This window comes from Limosilactobacillus viscerum (genome assembly GCF_947387525.1).
Taxonomy (GTDB): domain Bacteria; phylum Bacillota; class Bacilli; order Lactobacillales; family Lactobacillaceae; genus Limosilactobacillus; species Limosilactobacillus viscerum.
This window is the reverse complement of sequence record NZ_CANDNW010000009.1, coordinates 34,864-50,735: the sequence shown is the minus strand read 5'-3', so window position 1 is coordinate 50,735 and position 15,872 is coordinate 34,864. Positions and strand designations below refer to the sequence as shown.

Here is a 15,872-nt window from a genome sequence, read left to right as displayed (position 1 = left end):
CTTTTGTTTGTGGTTATTCAAAAGTCTATCACAAATGACTTTTTTATTTTTCTAACTTAATTTTACAAACCGCGATTTTAAAGGCATTAATCCGCCTTAATGTTTGCTACTCCTAAAAAATGCTTAGAATTATTCTAAGAAGGGTTGATTAATCAAAAAAGTGGGTTATACTAGTAATTGTAATTAAGAATCATTCTAATTAAGGAGAGGATATCTATGAATTTTGTTGGACACGAAATTGAAGACTTCAAGGTAAACGCATACCAAGACGGTGAAACTAAGGAAGTTACTAAGAAGGATGTTCTTGGTAAGTGGAGCATTTTCTTCTTCTACCCAGCAGACTTTTCATTTGTTTGCCCAACTGAACTAGAAGCCTTACAAGACAAGTACGAAGACTTCAAGAAGGCTAACGCTGAAATCTACTCCGTTTCTGAAGATACTGAATTCGTTCACAAGGCATGGGCTGAAGCATCTGACAAGATTGGTAAGATCAAGTACCACATGCTTGCCGACCCTGCTGGTAAGTTAGCCCGGATGTTTGACGTACTGGACGAAGATGATGGTCAAGCATACCGTGGTGTCTTCATCGTTGACCCTGATGGCAAGATCCAATCCTACACTATTAACAACATGGGTATTGGCCGGAGCGCTGAAGAAATTCTGCGGACGCTTCAAGCTGCTCAATTTGTTCGTGAACATGGTGACCGTGTTTGCCCTGCAAACTGGAAGCCAGGTCAAGACTCAATCAAGCCAAGCTTAGACCTTGTTGGTAAGCTTTAATCCAAATTGGTGATCGATATGGCAGATGAACACTTATACGACCTGATCATTGTTGGTGCCGGGCCGGCGGGACTATCTGCCGGGCTTTACGCTGGTCGTGCAACACTGGATACCTTGATTTTGGAAGGTGACACGGTTGGCGGTCAAGTAACCACAACGTCGGTAGTTTATAACTACCCCGCGGTGGAAAAGGTTGACGGCACGCAACTGATGAACCAGATGCAAAAGCAGGTTGCCGACTTCGGTGTGACGATTGCACATGATGAAGTGGAGAAGTACCAAGTTAATGACGAGGTAAAGGTCCTGGTAGGCAAGAGCGGTAAAGAGTACCATGCCCGGAGCGTGATCATCGCTACTGGTGCCCAGCCACGGAAGGTTGGTTTCCCTGGTGAAGATGAATTCCGTGGTCGGGGAGTAGCTTACTGTTCGACTTGTGATGGTGAACTCTTCACTGGCTTACAAATCTTTGTGGTCGGTGGTGGCTACGCAGCCGCTGAAGAAGCTGACTACCTGAGTCGCTTTGGTAAGCACGTCACTGTCCTGGTTCGTAAAGACCACTTCAAGTGTCCACCGTTGATGGCTGCCCGTGCTTTGAATAACCCGAAAGTTTCAGTTGAATATAATACTGAAATTAAGAAGGTTACTGGTGACGACTACGTTACTGAAGCAGTCCTGGTAAACAATAAGACTGGTAAAGAGACGGTTTACCATGTTGACAAGGGTGACAACACCTTTGGCATCTTCATTTACGTTGGTACCCAGCCTGCCACTAAGAACCTAAAGGGCATCATCGAACTTGATGACCGTGGCTACATTAAGGCCGACGAAAATGGAGCAACTAATGTCGATGGTGTTTATGCAGCAGGGGATGTTATTGTTAAGAACCTGCGGCAGATCATCACGGCAGCATCAGATGGTGCGGTTGCCGCTACTTCAGCTGAGCAATATATCACGGCACAAAAGCAAAAGCAAGGAATCCCAATCCATGCGGATACAGCAAAGAAGGCGGCCAAGACGGTTGGTCAAACAACGAACCTTGACCAGCAAGAACAAGTAGCACCGCATGAAGGTAACTGGCTCAGTGCTGATATTGATAGTCAGTTGAAGCCAATTTTTGAACGGTTAACCAAGAATGTTACCTTTGAAGTAGACCTTAATGGTAGTGACCTTGGCCAGCAGCTGCTCGGCTTTGTTACCGAATTTGCCGGACTTGATGACCACTTTACGGTTACCAGCAAAGAAGAGAGTGACGAAAAGCTTCCGTTATTACGGCTACTTGATGAAAATGGCAATGATACTGGCTTACACTATGCTGGTATCCCAACTGGCCATGAACTGAACTCACTTGTACTTGGTGTCTACAATGTTGCAGGACCCGGTCAAACTATTGATCCGGCGATGGAAGAACGGATTAAGAAGTTGCCAGCTGCTAACATTCACATTGGTGTTTCACTGACCTGCCACTTCTGCCCTGATGTAGTGGCCGCTTGCCAACGGATGGCATCGCTGAATCCAAACATCACGGCAACAATGATTGACCTTCAGCATGATCCTGAATTACGAAAGGATAAGAAGATCATGTCAGTTCCCGCAACGATGATTGATGATTCACCGGTTATCTTTGGTAGCCAATCACTTGAACAGTTAGTTGCGGCGGTTGAAAAGTACCAATAAAATAACATGCGATTAAAAAGCCAAGGACATAAATCCTTGGCTTTTTTTGTTATTAAAAAACTTATTTTTCAATAATTGTGAAAGGTGTATAATACTGGTGTATATTTATAGGTAGATATATTGTAAATAGAACCTAAGCTTAAGACTTGCTATTAAGACATTATTAGAAATGGAAGATTCATATGGATAAAATTAGTATCATCGTGCCTGTTTATAATGGTGGTGCAACCTTACTAAGATGTGTTAATTCAATTGTTAACCAATTATATACTAATTTAGAAATTATCTTGGTTAATGATGGATCAACTGATAGCTCATTTGCAATGTGTGAGGATTTTTCAAAACAGGACCAGCGAATTAGGGTAATTAACTAAGATAATACAGGACGAAACATTGCACGCAATCACGGGATGGAAGCCTCAACTGGGGATTTTATTTCCTTTATGGATCAGGATGACTTCCTTGATCCTAACTATTTTAAGGACTTACACAAACAGGTTGAGGAATATAATAGCGATATTGCAATCTGTGATTATAAGTTCTTTGATCAAAAGACGCCCCAAAACTTAGCCGTAATTACGAATGAGGCAAAGACTAAATCAACTGGCGTTTATAGTACTGATGAGTGGATGACTAGACTAGGTGACTTTTATCAAACAATCGAAATCCCAGTGATTGTCCCTTGGGCTAAAATTATCCGTCGTTCCTGCATAAAGGACGTATCTTTCCCACATGACCGCTCACTGGCAGAAGACATTAAGACAATGTGGAAATTTTACTTGAATGCTAAGCGAATTTCTTTTAAAACCAATCCTGATTACATTAATCAGCAACATCCAGATCCGGCTAAAAAATTAGCCGCAATGATGTATGGATCAGTCAATGCACTTGAAGAGCAGATCGCCTTCTTGGGAACAAGAGGGTTTGATGTTACGAGTTACTTTCCTGTCTACATTCATTACTTGAAGATGGCACTTAACTTTTCTAAGCAACTAGGCGATGTTGATATTTATGACCAAGTGTCGTTTAAGCTCAATCATTTGGAACATTAATAATTAAATTGGCATAGGCTAGGTAGTACCTACTTCTATGGAAAAAACCGCCAGGAATAATAAAGGTTATTTGGGGAGATTTTATGGATAAAATAAGCGTGATTTTACCAATTTATAATGTTGGCAAGGACCTAGAGCGCTGCCTTAATTCTATCGTGAGTCAAACTTACACCAATTTGGAAATAATTCTAGTAAATGATGGCTCCACCGATTCATCTTTTGCAATTTGCCGTGCTTTTGCGGACCAGGATTCACGGATAAAGTTGATCAATGAAAAGAACGCGTAACGTGGAATTGCTCGTAATCGGGGGATGGAGGCTGCAACTGGTGACTTCATTTCTTTTGTTGACCCTGATGATATTTTGAATCCGATTTACTTTGAACATCTTCACCAGCAGATTGAAAAGTACGATAGTGATATTGCAGTTTGCGGGTATAATATTATTTTAAACGACGATCCGAGCCAACTTCATTCACAACGTTTTCCCGACCAGGAAAAGCTGTGGGAGTATATACTTGGCAAGAGTGGTTTACCCAGTATGGAAGCTTATACAATCTGATTTGGCTATCGTTAACTGGTCCATGGGCAAAATTGATGAAGAAAAAATGCGCTAAAGGAGTCTTTTTTCCGACTGACCGAAAGTATGCTGAAGATACAAAGACAATGTGGAAGTTTTATTTGAATGCCAGCAAAATTTCTTATGAACAATTTGCGGGCTATACGTATAACCAGCCTACAAATTCGGAACGGAAAACAGGAATTCAGTTGTATGAACTGGTTCATGCCCTGGAAGAACAGATGAGTGTCACGTTAGGTCTAGGATTGAATATAGCTTCCACTTGTGATGTTTATTACACGGCGATTAGTACCGCCTGCGATTATACAAAACATGCCGGCTTAACCAAGGAATACCAGGAGCTTTCTTATAAGCTTAATCATCTTGAAAATGGATGATGAGAAAGACGTGGAACTGGTTTTGAGAGTTTCATGAACATAAAGGGAGTCAAGGTTCGACTTAATATGCCAAACCCTGACTCCCTTTATTTACGTTATTGAGTGTACTTTAGAAAATACTCAGGCGGGACTTCCTATTCGTACTTTTTCAACTTTATAAGTTCTCATCAGTATTAAAATTCAATGGCGAGTAATCGGTCATTTTAGTGATCAATTCCATTGCTAACTTTTTGTATTCATTCATTGTATCAACGGCAAAGTTGCTACTCTGACGGGTGAGGAATGTTTCGCGTTCCTTACCAGTATAATTTTTTAACTCAGCATCCGTCGTCCGTACTAAGCGAATTGCGGCAGCACGACGTTCTTTTTGAACATCTTCCAGTAAAGGTAAGAAATCATGTAAGTGGCTATCAACCAGCACACTTGCTTGCTTAAATACCCAGTAGGCAGAGTTGAGCTGGGCAGGTAGCTTTCCCCGCTTATATGGTGCAGGAACAGCAGTGATCCCGTTGAAGAATGGAACATAGGTACTCTGTGCCGCAACCCCCATTGCTAACCAATGGATATTAGCACCAGGCTGGCGGTTCATTTGCAGCACATGTGATTCCTGCGTCTTTGCCAGGCTGATTGGCCGGTACTTATGAGCATTTGGCCCCTTGCCTAGCGGGTCAAATTCGGTCCCCTCGAAGTGGTTGCTCAGAAAATTCTGTGCATCCAGGACGGAAAGCTTTTTTTCTGGCTTCATAATGAAGAGGAGTTCGGTGCTTTCTGGATATTCATCCTTTGCTGCCTGTGGACTGAACATTTGATGACCAGCCCATACCCGCGGTTCACTGTAAATAGCGTCAGACCGGTCTGCGGTTCCGAAGATTTTCCGGAAGTTAAAAGTATTGGCTGACGGATTTAAATGATTCTCGTCAACAAACTGCTTAATCTCTGGATGGTACATAAAGTTATCAGGATCGTTAAAATCGATTTCTTGAATTGCCATTTGGTTAGCAGCAACCGCGTAGCAATCATCCGGTATCCGTTGTGCAACCCAGTAGTGTCCGCTTCCGTTTTCAAAGTACCATGCTTCATCATTATCCGCAAAGAGAACCCCGTTAGTTTCGCCGGTCCCATAATGAGCGATCATGTCACCTAACCGCTGGACCCCTTCACGGGCAGACTTAATGAAGGGGAGAACGACGGTTACCATTGCCTCTTCATTCAGACCGTCATCTACGAGCGGGTCGCACCCGAGGACGAGTGGGTTAGCATAGGTACTTTCAGTTGCACTCATGGCAACGTCATATTCATTGATCCCATCTTCTTCAAATAGTCCATCTTTATCGGCCCATTCAGGAGTGGCGGTGTAACGAGCACTGTCACCCGGGAGGTCAATCTCTAACTTGGTATCTTTGGAAATGAACCGTTTACCGAGTTCACCATGCTGGTGGACAACCATGTGCTTCGGCCAGGCAGCTTTTGCGTCTTCATTCCGGCCAATCATGATTGTGCCATCAATACTAGCCTTTTTTCCAATTAAAATACTGGTACAAGCAGTTAATTTGTTTGTCATCAGTTAGTTGAACTCCTTTATTAGTATAATTTTATCAACGTTTAATAATTGTACCGCGAATTAAATCATAAGTCGAATACTGTGTTTATCCAATTGAAAAATTAATAGTTTGCAGCAAAAATACCTAATAATATAATGGAAAAGAGATATGTGATAAGGGAGAGAGTGTTATGGAGCAAGTCTCTGTATTAATTGTTATGGTCGCGGCCTTGATCATCCCGATCGCGATGGCCCGCCTAAAAGTTTCAACGATTCCCACAGCAGTTGCCGAGATCATTGTCGGTATTCTACTGGGAAAGAGTGCATTTAATATTGTTTCGCCAAATGAAACGTTGAGTATGATGTCGACCTTTGGGGTAATCATGCTGATGTTTCTATCGGGGATGGAAATTGACTTTGACCTGTTTAAACGCCAAACCGGCGAGCAACAGGATAACAAATCACCGGTCAAACTAGCGGCACAAGCTTTTGCTCTGGTAATTATCACGGCCGCCATTCTCGGTGGAATCTTGCATGCCGTTGGTTTATTCTCTGATATATTCCTTGCAACGATTGTTTTCTCGACCGTTGCATTGGGGGTGGTTATCGCAACCTTGAAGGAAAAGGAGATCCTTGGCCGACCGGCTGGCCAAACAATTTTATTGACCGCGGTCCTCGGTGAAGTCGTCCCGATGCTCTCGCTGACAATCTATGCGTCGATCAACGGGGGAAATGCCGGCCGACTCTGGTTAATAATTCTCCTGTTCTTAGCGGCAATTATCTTGCTGCGCCGGTTTAAGCAGCCCTATGTCTGGTTTAGCCGGATTTCAAAATCAACCACCCAGTTAGATGTTCGGTTAGCCTTTTGCCTTATCTTTGTTTTAGTAACAATTGCCGAAACGGTCGGGGCTGAAAACATTCTTGGTGCCTTCCTTGCTGGAATGGTAATGAAATTACTAGAACCAACAGAGGCGACGAAGGATAAGCTAACCTCAATCGGCTACGGTTTCTTAATTCCGTTCTTCTTCATCATGACAGGGGTACGGTTAAACCTCCGCGTCTTGGTTAGTCACCCGCAAGCATTAGCACTGATTCCAGTCCTGGTCCTCTGCTTTATCCTGGCGAAGATGCCAGTGATGCTGATTTACCGGCGTCGTTTTTCAACCCGTAATTCATTTGCCGGAAGCTTCCTGGTTGTAACAACGATCACGCTGGTCCTGCCTTCCTTGACCGTTGCTCGTAACCTCCATGCAATTACCAGCACCCAGTCCGACGCCTTTATTCTGGCGGCAGTGATCGTCTGCATTATCGCACCAATCATCTTTAATTCGGTCTACAAGCTAGATAAGTCCGACCTGATCAAGCAGCGGGTTGTCTTCGTTGGGACTAACACCTTCTCCGTCCCAGTAGCCCAGCAGCTGTCCAAGAACTGGTATGAAGTACGGATGGTAACTGATAATGAAGAAAATTACAAGACATTTAACAGTGAAGTAGTCGACTTGACCTATTTGCCAACGATTGATGAGCAATCATTAGCAGCCGGCAAGTTCTTCGATACCGATATTATGGCACTCTGCTTCCCAAGTGATAATAAGAATGCACGGCTGGCCAAGCTAGCAAAGGAGGAAGAAGTTGCCCGGGTAATTGCCGGTCAAAATGATCCTGGGCGAAACCAGGACAAGGTTGGTGAGCTTTACCAGCTTGGCGTTGAAATCTACAACCGTTTCAATGTTCAGATTTCGGTGTTGCGGTCACTGATTGAAACACCATCGATCCTTGAGATGCTGATGGATACCGATGCCGGCTTGTTTGAAGCCGTCGTTCGTAACCCTAACCTGGTGGGACAAGAGCTGCATACCTTGCCATTTATTGACCAGATTACGGTTAGCCGGATTTACCGGAACCACAAGGCAATTTCACCCCATGGCGATACGGTCCTGGAGGCTGGCGACCACGTCATCTTTACTGGTGAGCAGAGTGCTGCGGCAGAGGTCCGACGTCAGTTTAGGCGGCGGGGATAAAACTCCCGTGAAAGGGATTTCTTCACCGTTGCATTTGTGATAAGATAGAACAAGATTAATTGAGGAGGTTTCAGATATGCCTTTAGTTCATATCGACTTGATTGAGGGACGCACAGACGAACAGCTTAAGGGTCTGGTTAAAGACGTTACCGAAGCCATTTCAAAGAACGCCAATGTTCCAGCAGAACGGGTGCACATTGTCTTAAACGAAATGCGTAAGGACCGTTACAGTGTTGGCGGTAAGATGGTAAGCGACAAGTAATCAAAATTAGCCACCCTTAAAATTACCGGTGGCTTTTTTCTTTGCTGGAAAGGGTGAAGTTAGTTTGAACGAACAACAGTATATTATGGCCATTGATGAGGGGACAACGAGTGCCCGTGCAATCATTTTTGACCATTCAGGCAATAAGGTGGGAATGAGTCAAAAGGAGTTCCCCCAGTATTTCCCTAAACCGGGATGGGTTGAGCATGACGCCATGGAAATCTGGGACAGTGTCCAAGCTGTGATTTCTGACGTGATGATTAAGACCCAGATTAAGCCATACAAGATTGCCGCAATTGGGATCACTAACCAACGTGAAACCACGGTAATCTGGGATAAAAACACTGGTAAGCCGATCTACCATGCTGTTATATGGCAGTCGAAACAAACTAGTGACATTGCAGAACAGCTGATCAAGGACGGCTACAAGGACATGATCCATGCGAAGACCGGACTAGTAATTGATTCTTATTTTGCGGCCACGAAGATTAAGTGGATCCTTGACCGGGTCCCAGGTGCACGTGAAAAAGCAGCAAACGGCGACCTTCTCTTTGGCACGATCGACACGTGGCTATTGTGGAACCTTAGTGGTCGGCGGGTGCACGCTACCGATGTCACTAATGCTAGCCGGACGATGCTTTTTAATATTCATGATCTGGACTGGGATCAGGATATCCTTGACCTGCTAGATATTCCGCGGGCGATGCTGCCAGAAGTAAAACCCAGTTCAGCGATCTTTGGCTATACGGGTGACTACCATTTCTATGGCGTCCAGATTCCGATTGCCGGAATTGCTGGTGACCAACAAGCAGCCCTGTTTGGCCAGGCAGCCTATGATAAGGGTTCGGTGAAGAATACCTATGGGACCGGTGCATTTATCGTGATGAACACCGGGTTAAAGCCAACCTTGTCTGATAATGGCCTCTTAACCACGATTGCATACGGACTTGGCGGGAAGACTTACTACGCTCTGGAAGGTAGTATCTTCGTTGCTGGTTCGGCCGTCCAGTGGCTCCGCGATGGGCTCCGGCTCTTCAAGCACGCCAGCGAATCAGAAAAGATGGCGGTAGATGCTGAGTCAACCGGTGGGGTTTATGTCGTACCTTCATTTACCGGGTTAGGGGCACCATACTGGGACCAAGAAGTTCGTGGTGCGATCTTCGGCCTGACGCGGGGGACCAACCGGAATCACCTGGTACGGGCAACACTGGAATCGATTGCTCTGCAAACTCGTGATGTGGTTGACACGATGGTGAAGGATACTAAGCTGCCGCTGACTGCCTTGACCGTTAATGGCGGTGCTTCGCGGAATAACTTCATGATGCAGTTTCAAGCTGACATCCTTCAGACACCGATCAAACGGGCGGCAATGGAAGAAACAACTGCTTTAGGGGCTGCCTTTCTAGCGGGACTGGCCGTTGACTTTTGGAACGACCAGGATGAACTTCGGCGCCTGTCCAAGATTGGCGATGAGTTCGCACCACAGATGAGTGCAGAAAAGGCAGATCAGATTTATGCTGGTTGGCAACAAGCAATTAAGGCTGCACAATACTTTAGCCACGAAAAATAAAAATGTAAAAGGGGAAGCCATGAAACAAATGAAACCTGAACAGCTAATAACCGGGTTGGGCGAGTTTGTCACGACTAACCGTGAAGAAGAACTAGGCCCACACCAGTCACTATATGTCGAGATTTGGAACCAATGGAAGGCAATGAATGAGTATCCGATGTCGTGGGCTGATGAACGAAGTCAGAAATTGGCCAGGAAATACTGGCAGGGGATGAACCACTGGTACAAGCTTTTTGCAAAGTCACAAGATGAGATAATGAAGCTTGACCTGGCACCCACGTTTGCTGCTGCATCATTTTATGTCCAGCTGACCAACCAATATGCTGCGGATATTAAGAAACAATTGCCGCCGGTTGAGATGAGTCAGCGGGTAGTGAAAATTAATGACTTTTCTTTCCGTCTCCGCCAGCAGCTAGAGGAGTTTGGCAAGTTACAGATAAGCTACTTTACAATGATCGACTACCAGTTGCTAATTGAGTACTGGCATGAGCTGGCGGGATTAGTCGGTGTCGATTTGAAAGAAGAGGGAGCTAGTTAGTTTCCAACAAAAAGGGCCCATGACAAAACTTGGTTGTCACGGGCCCTTATTTTAGCTCCGAATATTGCAGAGATATCGCGTGCCACAACCCAGGGCCTTAGTATCTAGTTACGGATAATTGCTAGCTCGTTCCGTGTTAACGATCGTCCTATGCTAGCCATCAGGCCCTAACCGGGTTGTGGCACAACTCCCTAATTTTCTTCTAGCCACTTTTCCAGAAAAGTGACAATTTGCTGAGCATCGCGACGGTCGAAGCTAAACGTGTTGTCATGACTTTGCCCGTCGAAATCAACGTTACTCAATAGTAGCTGTAATCGTTTATGGTCTGGCTGACGGTATAAACTAAGTTCATTCTTGCAGCCGTCATCGGCATCTTCGCCATCGTAGCGAATGTTTAACCAGCCGTCTTCACTTTTTACTTGGTGCTTACTCATCTTTTCACCTCAAATTCCTATTAATTGTAATCTAGCCGGCGGGCCTTTTCAATTATCCCGCGTTTCCACTGGTAAACGGCGCTGGGGCTGACACCAAAATATTCCGCAATTTGGTGGTCAGAAAGCCTGAGAACCAGGCTAGCATGGAGGTAGCGCCGTTGGTTTAGTGAACAATGCTGGGCTAACTGGGTGAAATAAGTACTGTTAAGGGCACTTTCGATCCCAGTTGGCGCAAGTGCAGGCAGTTGTGCTTGTTCATTGCTATCGTCTTGGTCAAGGGAAAACTCGCTCAGCATAGTTCGGTATGATTGACGGCGCAGGAGGTCCAGCAGTCGCCAGTAAATGCGCTGAAAAGCATAGGCAGGGAAATTGTCTCGGTCACCCGGGAAGGCGAGGTAGGCATCGACATAGGCCAGACAACCTTCTTGGAAGAGGTCATCATAGTCATTTTGCCAGGGCTGGACGTTGAGTCGCTTTAGTACACCATAAATTATTCCAATTCGCTTATCGCTCAACAGTGATTTGAAGGCTGCTGAAGTTTTTTGCATTTCCATTTTGAGAACTTCCTTAGTGGTAGATTCCCAAGAGCTCCTGAGTGGTGCCTATGTTAAAGAAAAGTTCCTAACTAAGCGAACGATAAAAAGAGCGTTTAAGCCAGTAAAAAGGTGTTGACGGCAAGGGTTTAACATTGGTATCTTAATATTTGCTTAAGCGCTTTCATTGTTTACGTCAATAATTGCAAATTTAATTTTTGCGCTGGGAGGCGCCATGTGATTTTTAATAATGTTTACGATTTTGGGGATATTTCTTCACTGAAACTGGACGGTGAAATTGAGGGGTTTCAGCTACGTGTTGATAATTTTTTAGCGATGACTGCTTTGGATAAGGAACGGACGATTGTTCTTACCGTTCAGGGACACTTATTGCTGCTGCGTTGTACACTATCAAATTGTTTGAAACAATTTTGTGACTTGTACCACATCCGTTCTTATGAAATGGATGCGTATTACCAGCAGGTTCAATGCCGGACACAGGGCTTGATTGCGGGAAATTACCGGCTGGTGCCAAGCCAGGGAGCTAGTAATCCCCACGTTGTTTATTACAATGCTCATTTTCTCGATGCCAAGTATTACTCTGAAGATTTACAGCGAGTACTGATTATTTTTAAGACTGAGGACGGCTATTACCAGTTGCAAGTCGATGCTTGTTTTAGCAGCTTTGTCCACATTCTAGCAGCCGCAGAAAAAGTCAGCGCCTTTCAGCTGAAAAATTTGGAGGAGGAGATGTGGCGGCTGGGGGTGAAGAGTGAAGATAAAAGCTCAAGTGATATTTTTCAGTGTCATCGCGATGCTCTGCGGTTTAATGACACTATCCAGTCGGCAGTAATCCACAATGTTTTGGCAACCGCATTTGAGAATTCCTACGGTCAGAAGCCAGATGACGATTTTAGCAATTCGGTTGCAGATATAATCAATAATTAGAAAAATCTAAGAAAGTTGTCAAATAGTGGTCATAAGTGGGTGAGAAAAGTTATAATAAAACTGTGTCAGTAGTTTTAAGGCTGTAAAAGTGGGGGAAGTATTATGACTGAAGCAACAAATGAAAATGGGCTTAAGTATGCTACTAAGATTCTGCAGGATGAGTGGCAGCCAACGCTGATTTACTGGCTCGGTTTTCGGCCATTTGATATGGCTGAATTAGCCCAATTGATCCCTGAATTATCAGAAGACCAACTGGCAAGTAAAATCCATGATCTACAAAATTTGCGGGTTGTCGGCCCGGTTAAGAATAGTGAACAGCGTTACTCATTAACCGATGATGGTGAACAGCTCCGGCACCTGATGATTTCAACAAGTGTGTGGGGCGTCCAGCAGCAAGATGACAATGCTGACCGTCAGTCAATGCAAATTGTTGAACCAAAAATGGATGCTAGTATCAAGGACTTGGTTAAGTATACTGATACAGTTAAGAAGTACCTATAAAATTAACGAGGGAGTTAGGGAGTTTTCCTAGCCCCTTTTTTGTAATATGCAAAAAAGGCAAACTAAATCTGCGTAGTTTGCCACGGTAAAATGATTAAGCGACTATAATATGGGTGAGAAGAGGAGACGGTATGATGAACCGTACTTTCATGAATGGTTATTATCAAGGCGTAGTTGAAGTCGCACCGGCTTCGTTATCAGCCGCCCAGGTTGAGGAGCTGGCAGTGACGATGACAATCCAGCACCTTCGTCATGCAGGGGTGGCCATTACGACGATCCATGATTTCCTGGTTGATGATATCGGTGCAAATTCGCGGCTGGTTACCAAGTTTATTAACTTAACGGCTGATGAACTTGAAACTGCCCAGGCACGGATCATGGCAATTGCATTTGCTAAATGAAACTATATAAATGAAGGCCCAGAGCCTGGCTTATTTGACCGGGCTCTGGGCCTTCATTTGTGTACTGTGGCATTCACTTAAGCTCTAATGTCACGGTATTATTTTAAATTAAAAGTGGCTGGCTACCATGTTACTGTTAATTTGACCAAGGTGGAAGGTTAAATCGCTAGGGTTAGATTCATTATCGTCATTAGCATAGCAAACGATGATTGAGAAGTCATGGCCCCATGGGAAGCCTTCACCAAGAATCATGCTAGCATTAAAGCCAGCATTAATTGCGTCTGGATATTGGTTGCCATAGATTGCCGCAACGTCTGGCCGCTGGATTCCAGCGAAGTTCATCATTGGGTTGCTAATGGTAATACTCCGCCACTCACTATTAGTAGTATTATCCCAAAGAATTAAGTCATGGTAAGGCTTGCTATTGGCAAATTGCGATACTCGCCAGCCCTGAAGATTGATTGATGCCCGCTTTAATTGCCCATTACTGGAAAAGACAGTCCACTTGTCAAGGTGACCATGTCCTTCACCAACACCATCAGCAGACGAGCTGTTAGCTGGTTGCTGGGGTTGGATACTTGGAACTTGGTAGTTAAACGTTCGTGGTGCAAACCAGTAGTCAACAAAGTTTTCGTTGGCATCCGCAGTGGCGCTCCACCGGCTGATAAACTGAATCTGGTCATGAGCAAATTCAGGTGAAAGGTTAAAGTTGACGTTGAAGCCTGAAATGTCTGCATTGAAAACATGCGGGTAGGCGTTAGCAACATCACTCCGAACGGTGCCATGGTAAATGTCATCAAGGTTAACACTTTGCCGACCGATTTCGCGGCCTTGGGTAGCATCGTAAGCGATAATGGTGTGGTAACGGCGGATACCGCCTTGCGCAGCTTGGTTGGTGGCATGCCATCCTTGGACGTTAACCTGGCCGTTGGTGATAGTAGCACTATCTAAGCTGGCATAATTGCCCATATCGAAGGTAAATGGTGCAAACCAGTAATCAGTGTGGTTGCCTTCACCATTAACAGCATCATCGGAGTACCGAGCAATTACACTGATTTGATGACCGATTGACGAGTAAGGAATTTCAACACCAAGGTCAAATCCAGACTTATCACTTCCGTAGATGTTAGGGTAGACCCTTGCAACATCATTCCGGGTTACCGGTAAGTTAATTGGTGAACGACCAATCTCCCTATTCAAAGTCCGATCAAATACAATGATAAATGGGTGTGTTTCGACCATGCTAGCACTAGAAGCGTGCCACCCGCTAATAGCAAAGCGGGCAGCATCAGGTGCACTTGAATCGGCTAGGCGGTAGGCATCTAAGTGACCATAGTTGCCTTCATTATTAAAGAGGCGTTGTGGCGCAAACCAGTAGTCGACATAATCTTGGTTGCCATCAGCAGAGGCTGACCACCGGCTGATAAACTGAATTTCATCAGTTAAGAAGGCGGGATCTAAGTCAAAAGTGGCATCAAAACCAGATTCAACAGCATCGGTAATCGTTGGGTAGGCGTTAGCAACGTCTGGACGTGGATCAACCGTTGCATTCTTCCGCGCAATTTCCCGGTGTTGAGTTGCGTCGTAAGCGATAATGATGTGGTTTGAACGGCCAAAATTCTTGTTAGTAGCGTTCCATCCTGAAACGGTAACCTGACCGTTATTTACCTTAACGCTATCTAGGCTACCGTGGTTGCTCTGGTCAAAGTAGAGAGGGCCAAACCAATAATCGGTATGGTTGCCTTCACCATTGACACTGTCATCGGAGTAGCGTGAGATGACTGAAACAGAATCACCGTTAGCTACGACCGAGTATGGAATATATAACTTTTCGCTAAAACCAGAACGTGAGCTGTTAGCTATATTCGGGTATGCGCGTTGAACGTCTGGACGGTTGACAACTGGAGAAGTGGCCTTTTGCCGGTTAATTTCTTTGTTAGTTGTGTTGTCATAAACAAGGTAGTAGTGGTATGGTTCCGTTTGACTTGCATTAGTAGCGTTCCACCCGGAAACAAACAGGTGAGCGTCTTCATAACTATCGGAAGGTGCCACTGAGTAGCTATCAAGATGACCATAACTTGCGGTGTTAATTGCCGCAGCCTGTCTGGCAGTTGTATTTGCAGTAGCTTGTGGCTGCTGAATTACTTGTGCAGTGCTCGTTTGCTGTGCAGCTTGGTTAACGGTGGTTGTATCGGCGTGAACCGTGGTCCCCATGACTAAACCAGCAGCAATTGCCATTAATGAGGCAACCAACCATTGCTTGCCGGCTTTATACATCTTTTTATGTTGTTTGATGTTCATCAATCCTTCTCCCTTTCATTAAGCGGAATTCCCGCAAAGTACGAGCTTATTATACAACTTTTGTTCATTATTACAGTGAAAATATACTCGCTTGCCGTTACTTGTTGTGTTTTTTAAGTGAATGATGCTCGTTAATTAGTTTCTCTTTATTTAGTCTTAACTTTTTGTAAGTAGAAATTATTTGGGCGGTGTTCCGAAGTACCTGTTCAGTAAAAAAAGCCGTTAGCGGATAATGCCAACGACTTTTTAATGATAACGTGCTGCGCAGGGAGGGGCTAATGTCTAGCAGACAAAATGAATTACCGCGTACCGCGCTAACCCATTTTGCCATGCTAGTCTTACATCTCCTTTAATGCCGCTTC

General features: G+C 44.6%; 14 protein-coding genes and 2 pseudogenes. 12 read left to right on the top strand and 4 right to left on the bottom strand.

From position 1 onward, the window contains the following. The first annotated feature begins 216 nt into the window (after positions 1-216). The 5 genes and pseudogenes from ahpC to QOS07_RS04185 all read left to right on the top strand — a co-directional run bounded on the left by ahpC (position 217) and on the right by QOS07_RS04185 (position 4,461). Complete coding sequence (ahpC, locus tag QOS07_RS04205; RefSeq protein WP_283587755.1) at positions 217-780, top strand: alkyl hydroperoxide reductase subunit C; 564 nt, start codon at positions 217-219, stop codon at positions 778-780. Between the two features lie 18 nt (positions 781-798). Further along, positions 799-2,454: an FAD-dependent oxidoreductase gene (locus QOS07_RS04200; protein WP_283587754.1), complete on the top strand. Its 1,656-nt coding sequence runs from the start codon at positions 799-801 to the stop codon at positions 2,452-2,454. 182 nt (positions 2,455-2,636) lie between these two features. Then, a pseudogene (locus QOS07_RS04195) lies at positions 2,637-3,506 on the top strand (glycosyltransferase family 2 protein). 83 nt (positions 3,507-3,589) lie between these two features. Then, positions 3,590-4,066: pseudogene (locus tag QOS07_RS04190) on the top strand (glycosyltransferase family 2 protein). A 35-nt stretch (positions 4,067-4,101) separates the two neighbouring features. After that, positions 4,102-4,461 (top strand): hypothetical protein, encoded by a 360-nt coding sequence (locus QOS07_RS04185; RefSeq protein ID WP_283587753.1) that lies wholly within the window; start codon positions 4,102-4,104, stop codon positions 4,459-4,461. Between the two features lie 154 nt (positions 4,462-4,615). Here the strand turns inward: QOS07_RS04185 and QOS07_RS04180 are convergent, their stop codons facing one another. Next, complete coding sequence (locus QOS07_RS04180; RefSeq protein ID WP_283587752.1) at positions 4,616-6,022, bottom strand: C69 family dipeptidase; 1,407 nt, start codon at positions 6,020-6,022, stop codon at positions 4,616-4,618. A gap of 170 nt (positions 6,023-6,192) precedes the next feature. Between QOS07_RS04180 and QOS07_RS04175 the strand changes: the two genes are divergently transcribed. From QOS07_RS04175 to QOS07_RS04160, 4 genes are all read left to right on the top strand, one after another. Further along, on the top strand, positions 6,193-8,022 hold the full coding sequence (locus QOS07_RS04175; RefSeq protein ID WP_283587751.1) for a monovalent cation:proton antiporter family protein: 1,830 nt from the start codon (positions 6,193-6,195) through the stop codon (positions 8,020-8,022). A 58-nt stretch (positions 8,023-8,080) separates the two neighbouring features. Next, entirely contained in the window at positions 8,081-8,284 is a 204-nt protein-coding gene (locus QOS07_RS04170; protein ID WP_326521326.1) for a 2-hydroxymuconate tautomerase, read from the top strand. Positions 8,285-8,348: 64 nt separating this feature from the next. After that, complete coding sequence (gene glpK / locus QOS07_RS04165) at positions 8,349-9,854, top strand: glycerol kinase GlpK (protein WP_283587749.1); 1,506 nt, start codon at positions 8,349-8,351, stop codon at positions 9,852-9,854. A gap of 19 nt (positions 9,855-9,873) precedes the next feature. Next, entirely contained in the window at positions 9,874-10,392 is a 519-nt protein-coding gene (locus QOS07_RS04160) for a hypothetical protein (protein WP_283587748.1), read from the top strand. 191 nt (positions 10,393-10,583) lie between these two features. On the opposite strand, the gene QOS07_RS04155 is transcribed toward QOS07_RS04160, so the two are convergent. Both QOS07_RS04155 and QOS07_RS04150 read right to left on the bottom strand, forming a co-directional pair. Further along, entirely contained in the window at positions 10,584-10,826 is a 243-nt protein-coding gene (locus QOS07_RS04155; RefSeq protein WP_283587747.1) for a hypothetical protein, read from the bottom strand. 20 nt (positions 10,827-10,846) lie between these two features. After that, positions 10,847-11,380 carry a sigma-70 family RNA polymerase sigma factor gene (locus QOS07_RS04150; protein WP_283587746.1) on the bottom strand — a complete coding sequence of 178 codons (534 nt, stop codon included), beginning with the start codon at positions 11,378-11,380 and terminating at the stop codon, positions 10,847-10,849. Between the two features lie 216 nt (positions 11,381-11,596). Here QOS07_RS04150 and QOS07_RS04145 point away from each other — a divergent pair, with 216 nt between their 5' ends. From QOS07_RS04145 to QOS07_RS04135, 3 genes are all read left to right on the top strand, one after another. After that, positions 11,597-12,307, top strand: a complete 711-nt coding sequence (locus tag QOS07_RS04145) for a hypothetical protein (protein WP_283587745.1) — start codon at positions 11,597-11,599, stop codon at positions 12,305-12,307. Positions 12,308-12,409: 102 nt separating this feature from the next. Next, entirely contained in the window at positions 12,410-12,808 is a 399-nt protein-coding gene (locus QOS07_RS04140; RefSeq protein WP_283587744.1) for a winged helix-turn-helix transcriptional regulator, read from the top strand. A 131-nt stretch (positions 12,809-12,939) separates the two neighbouring features. Then, positions 12,940-13,209 carry a hypothetical protein gene (locus QOS07_RS04135; RefSeq protein ID WP_283587743.1) on the top strand — a complete coding sequence of 90 codons (270 nt, stop codon included), beginning with the start codon at positions 12,940-12,942 and terminating at the stop codon, positions 13,207-13,209. 108 nt (positions 13,210-13,317) lie between these two features. On the opposite strand, the gene QOS07_RS04130 is transcribed toward QOS07_RS04135, so the two are convergent. Further along, on the bottom strand, positions 13,318-15,510 hold the full coding sequence (locus QOS07_RS04130; RefSeq protein ID WP_283587742.1) for a KxYKxGKxW signal peptide domain-containing protein: 2,193 nt from the start codon (positions 15,508-15,510) through the stop codon (positions 13,318-13,320). Positions 15,511-15,872: the final 362 nt, after the last annotated feature.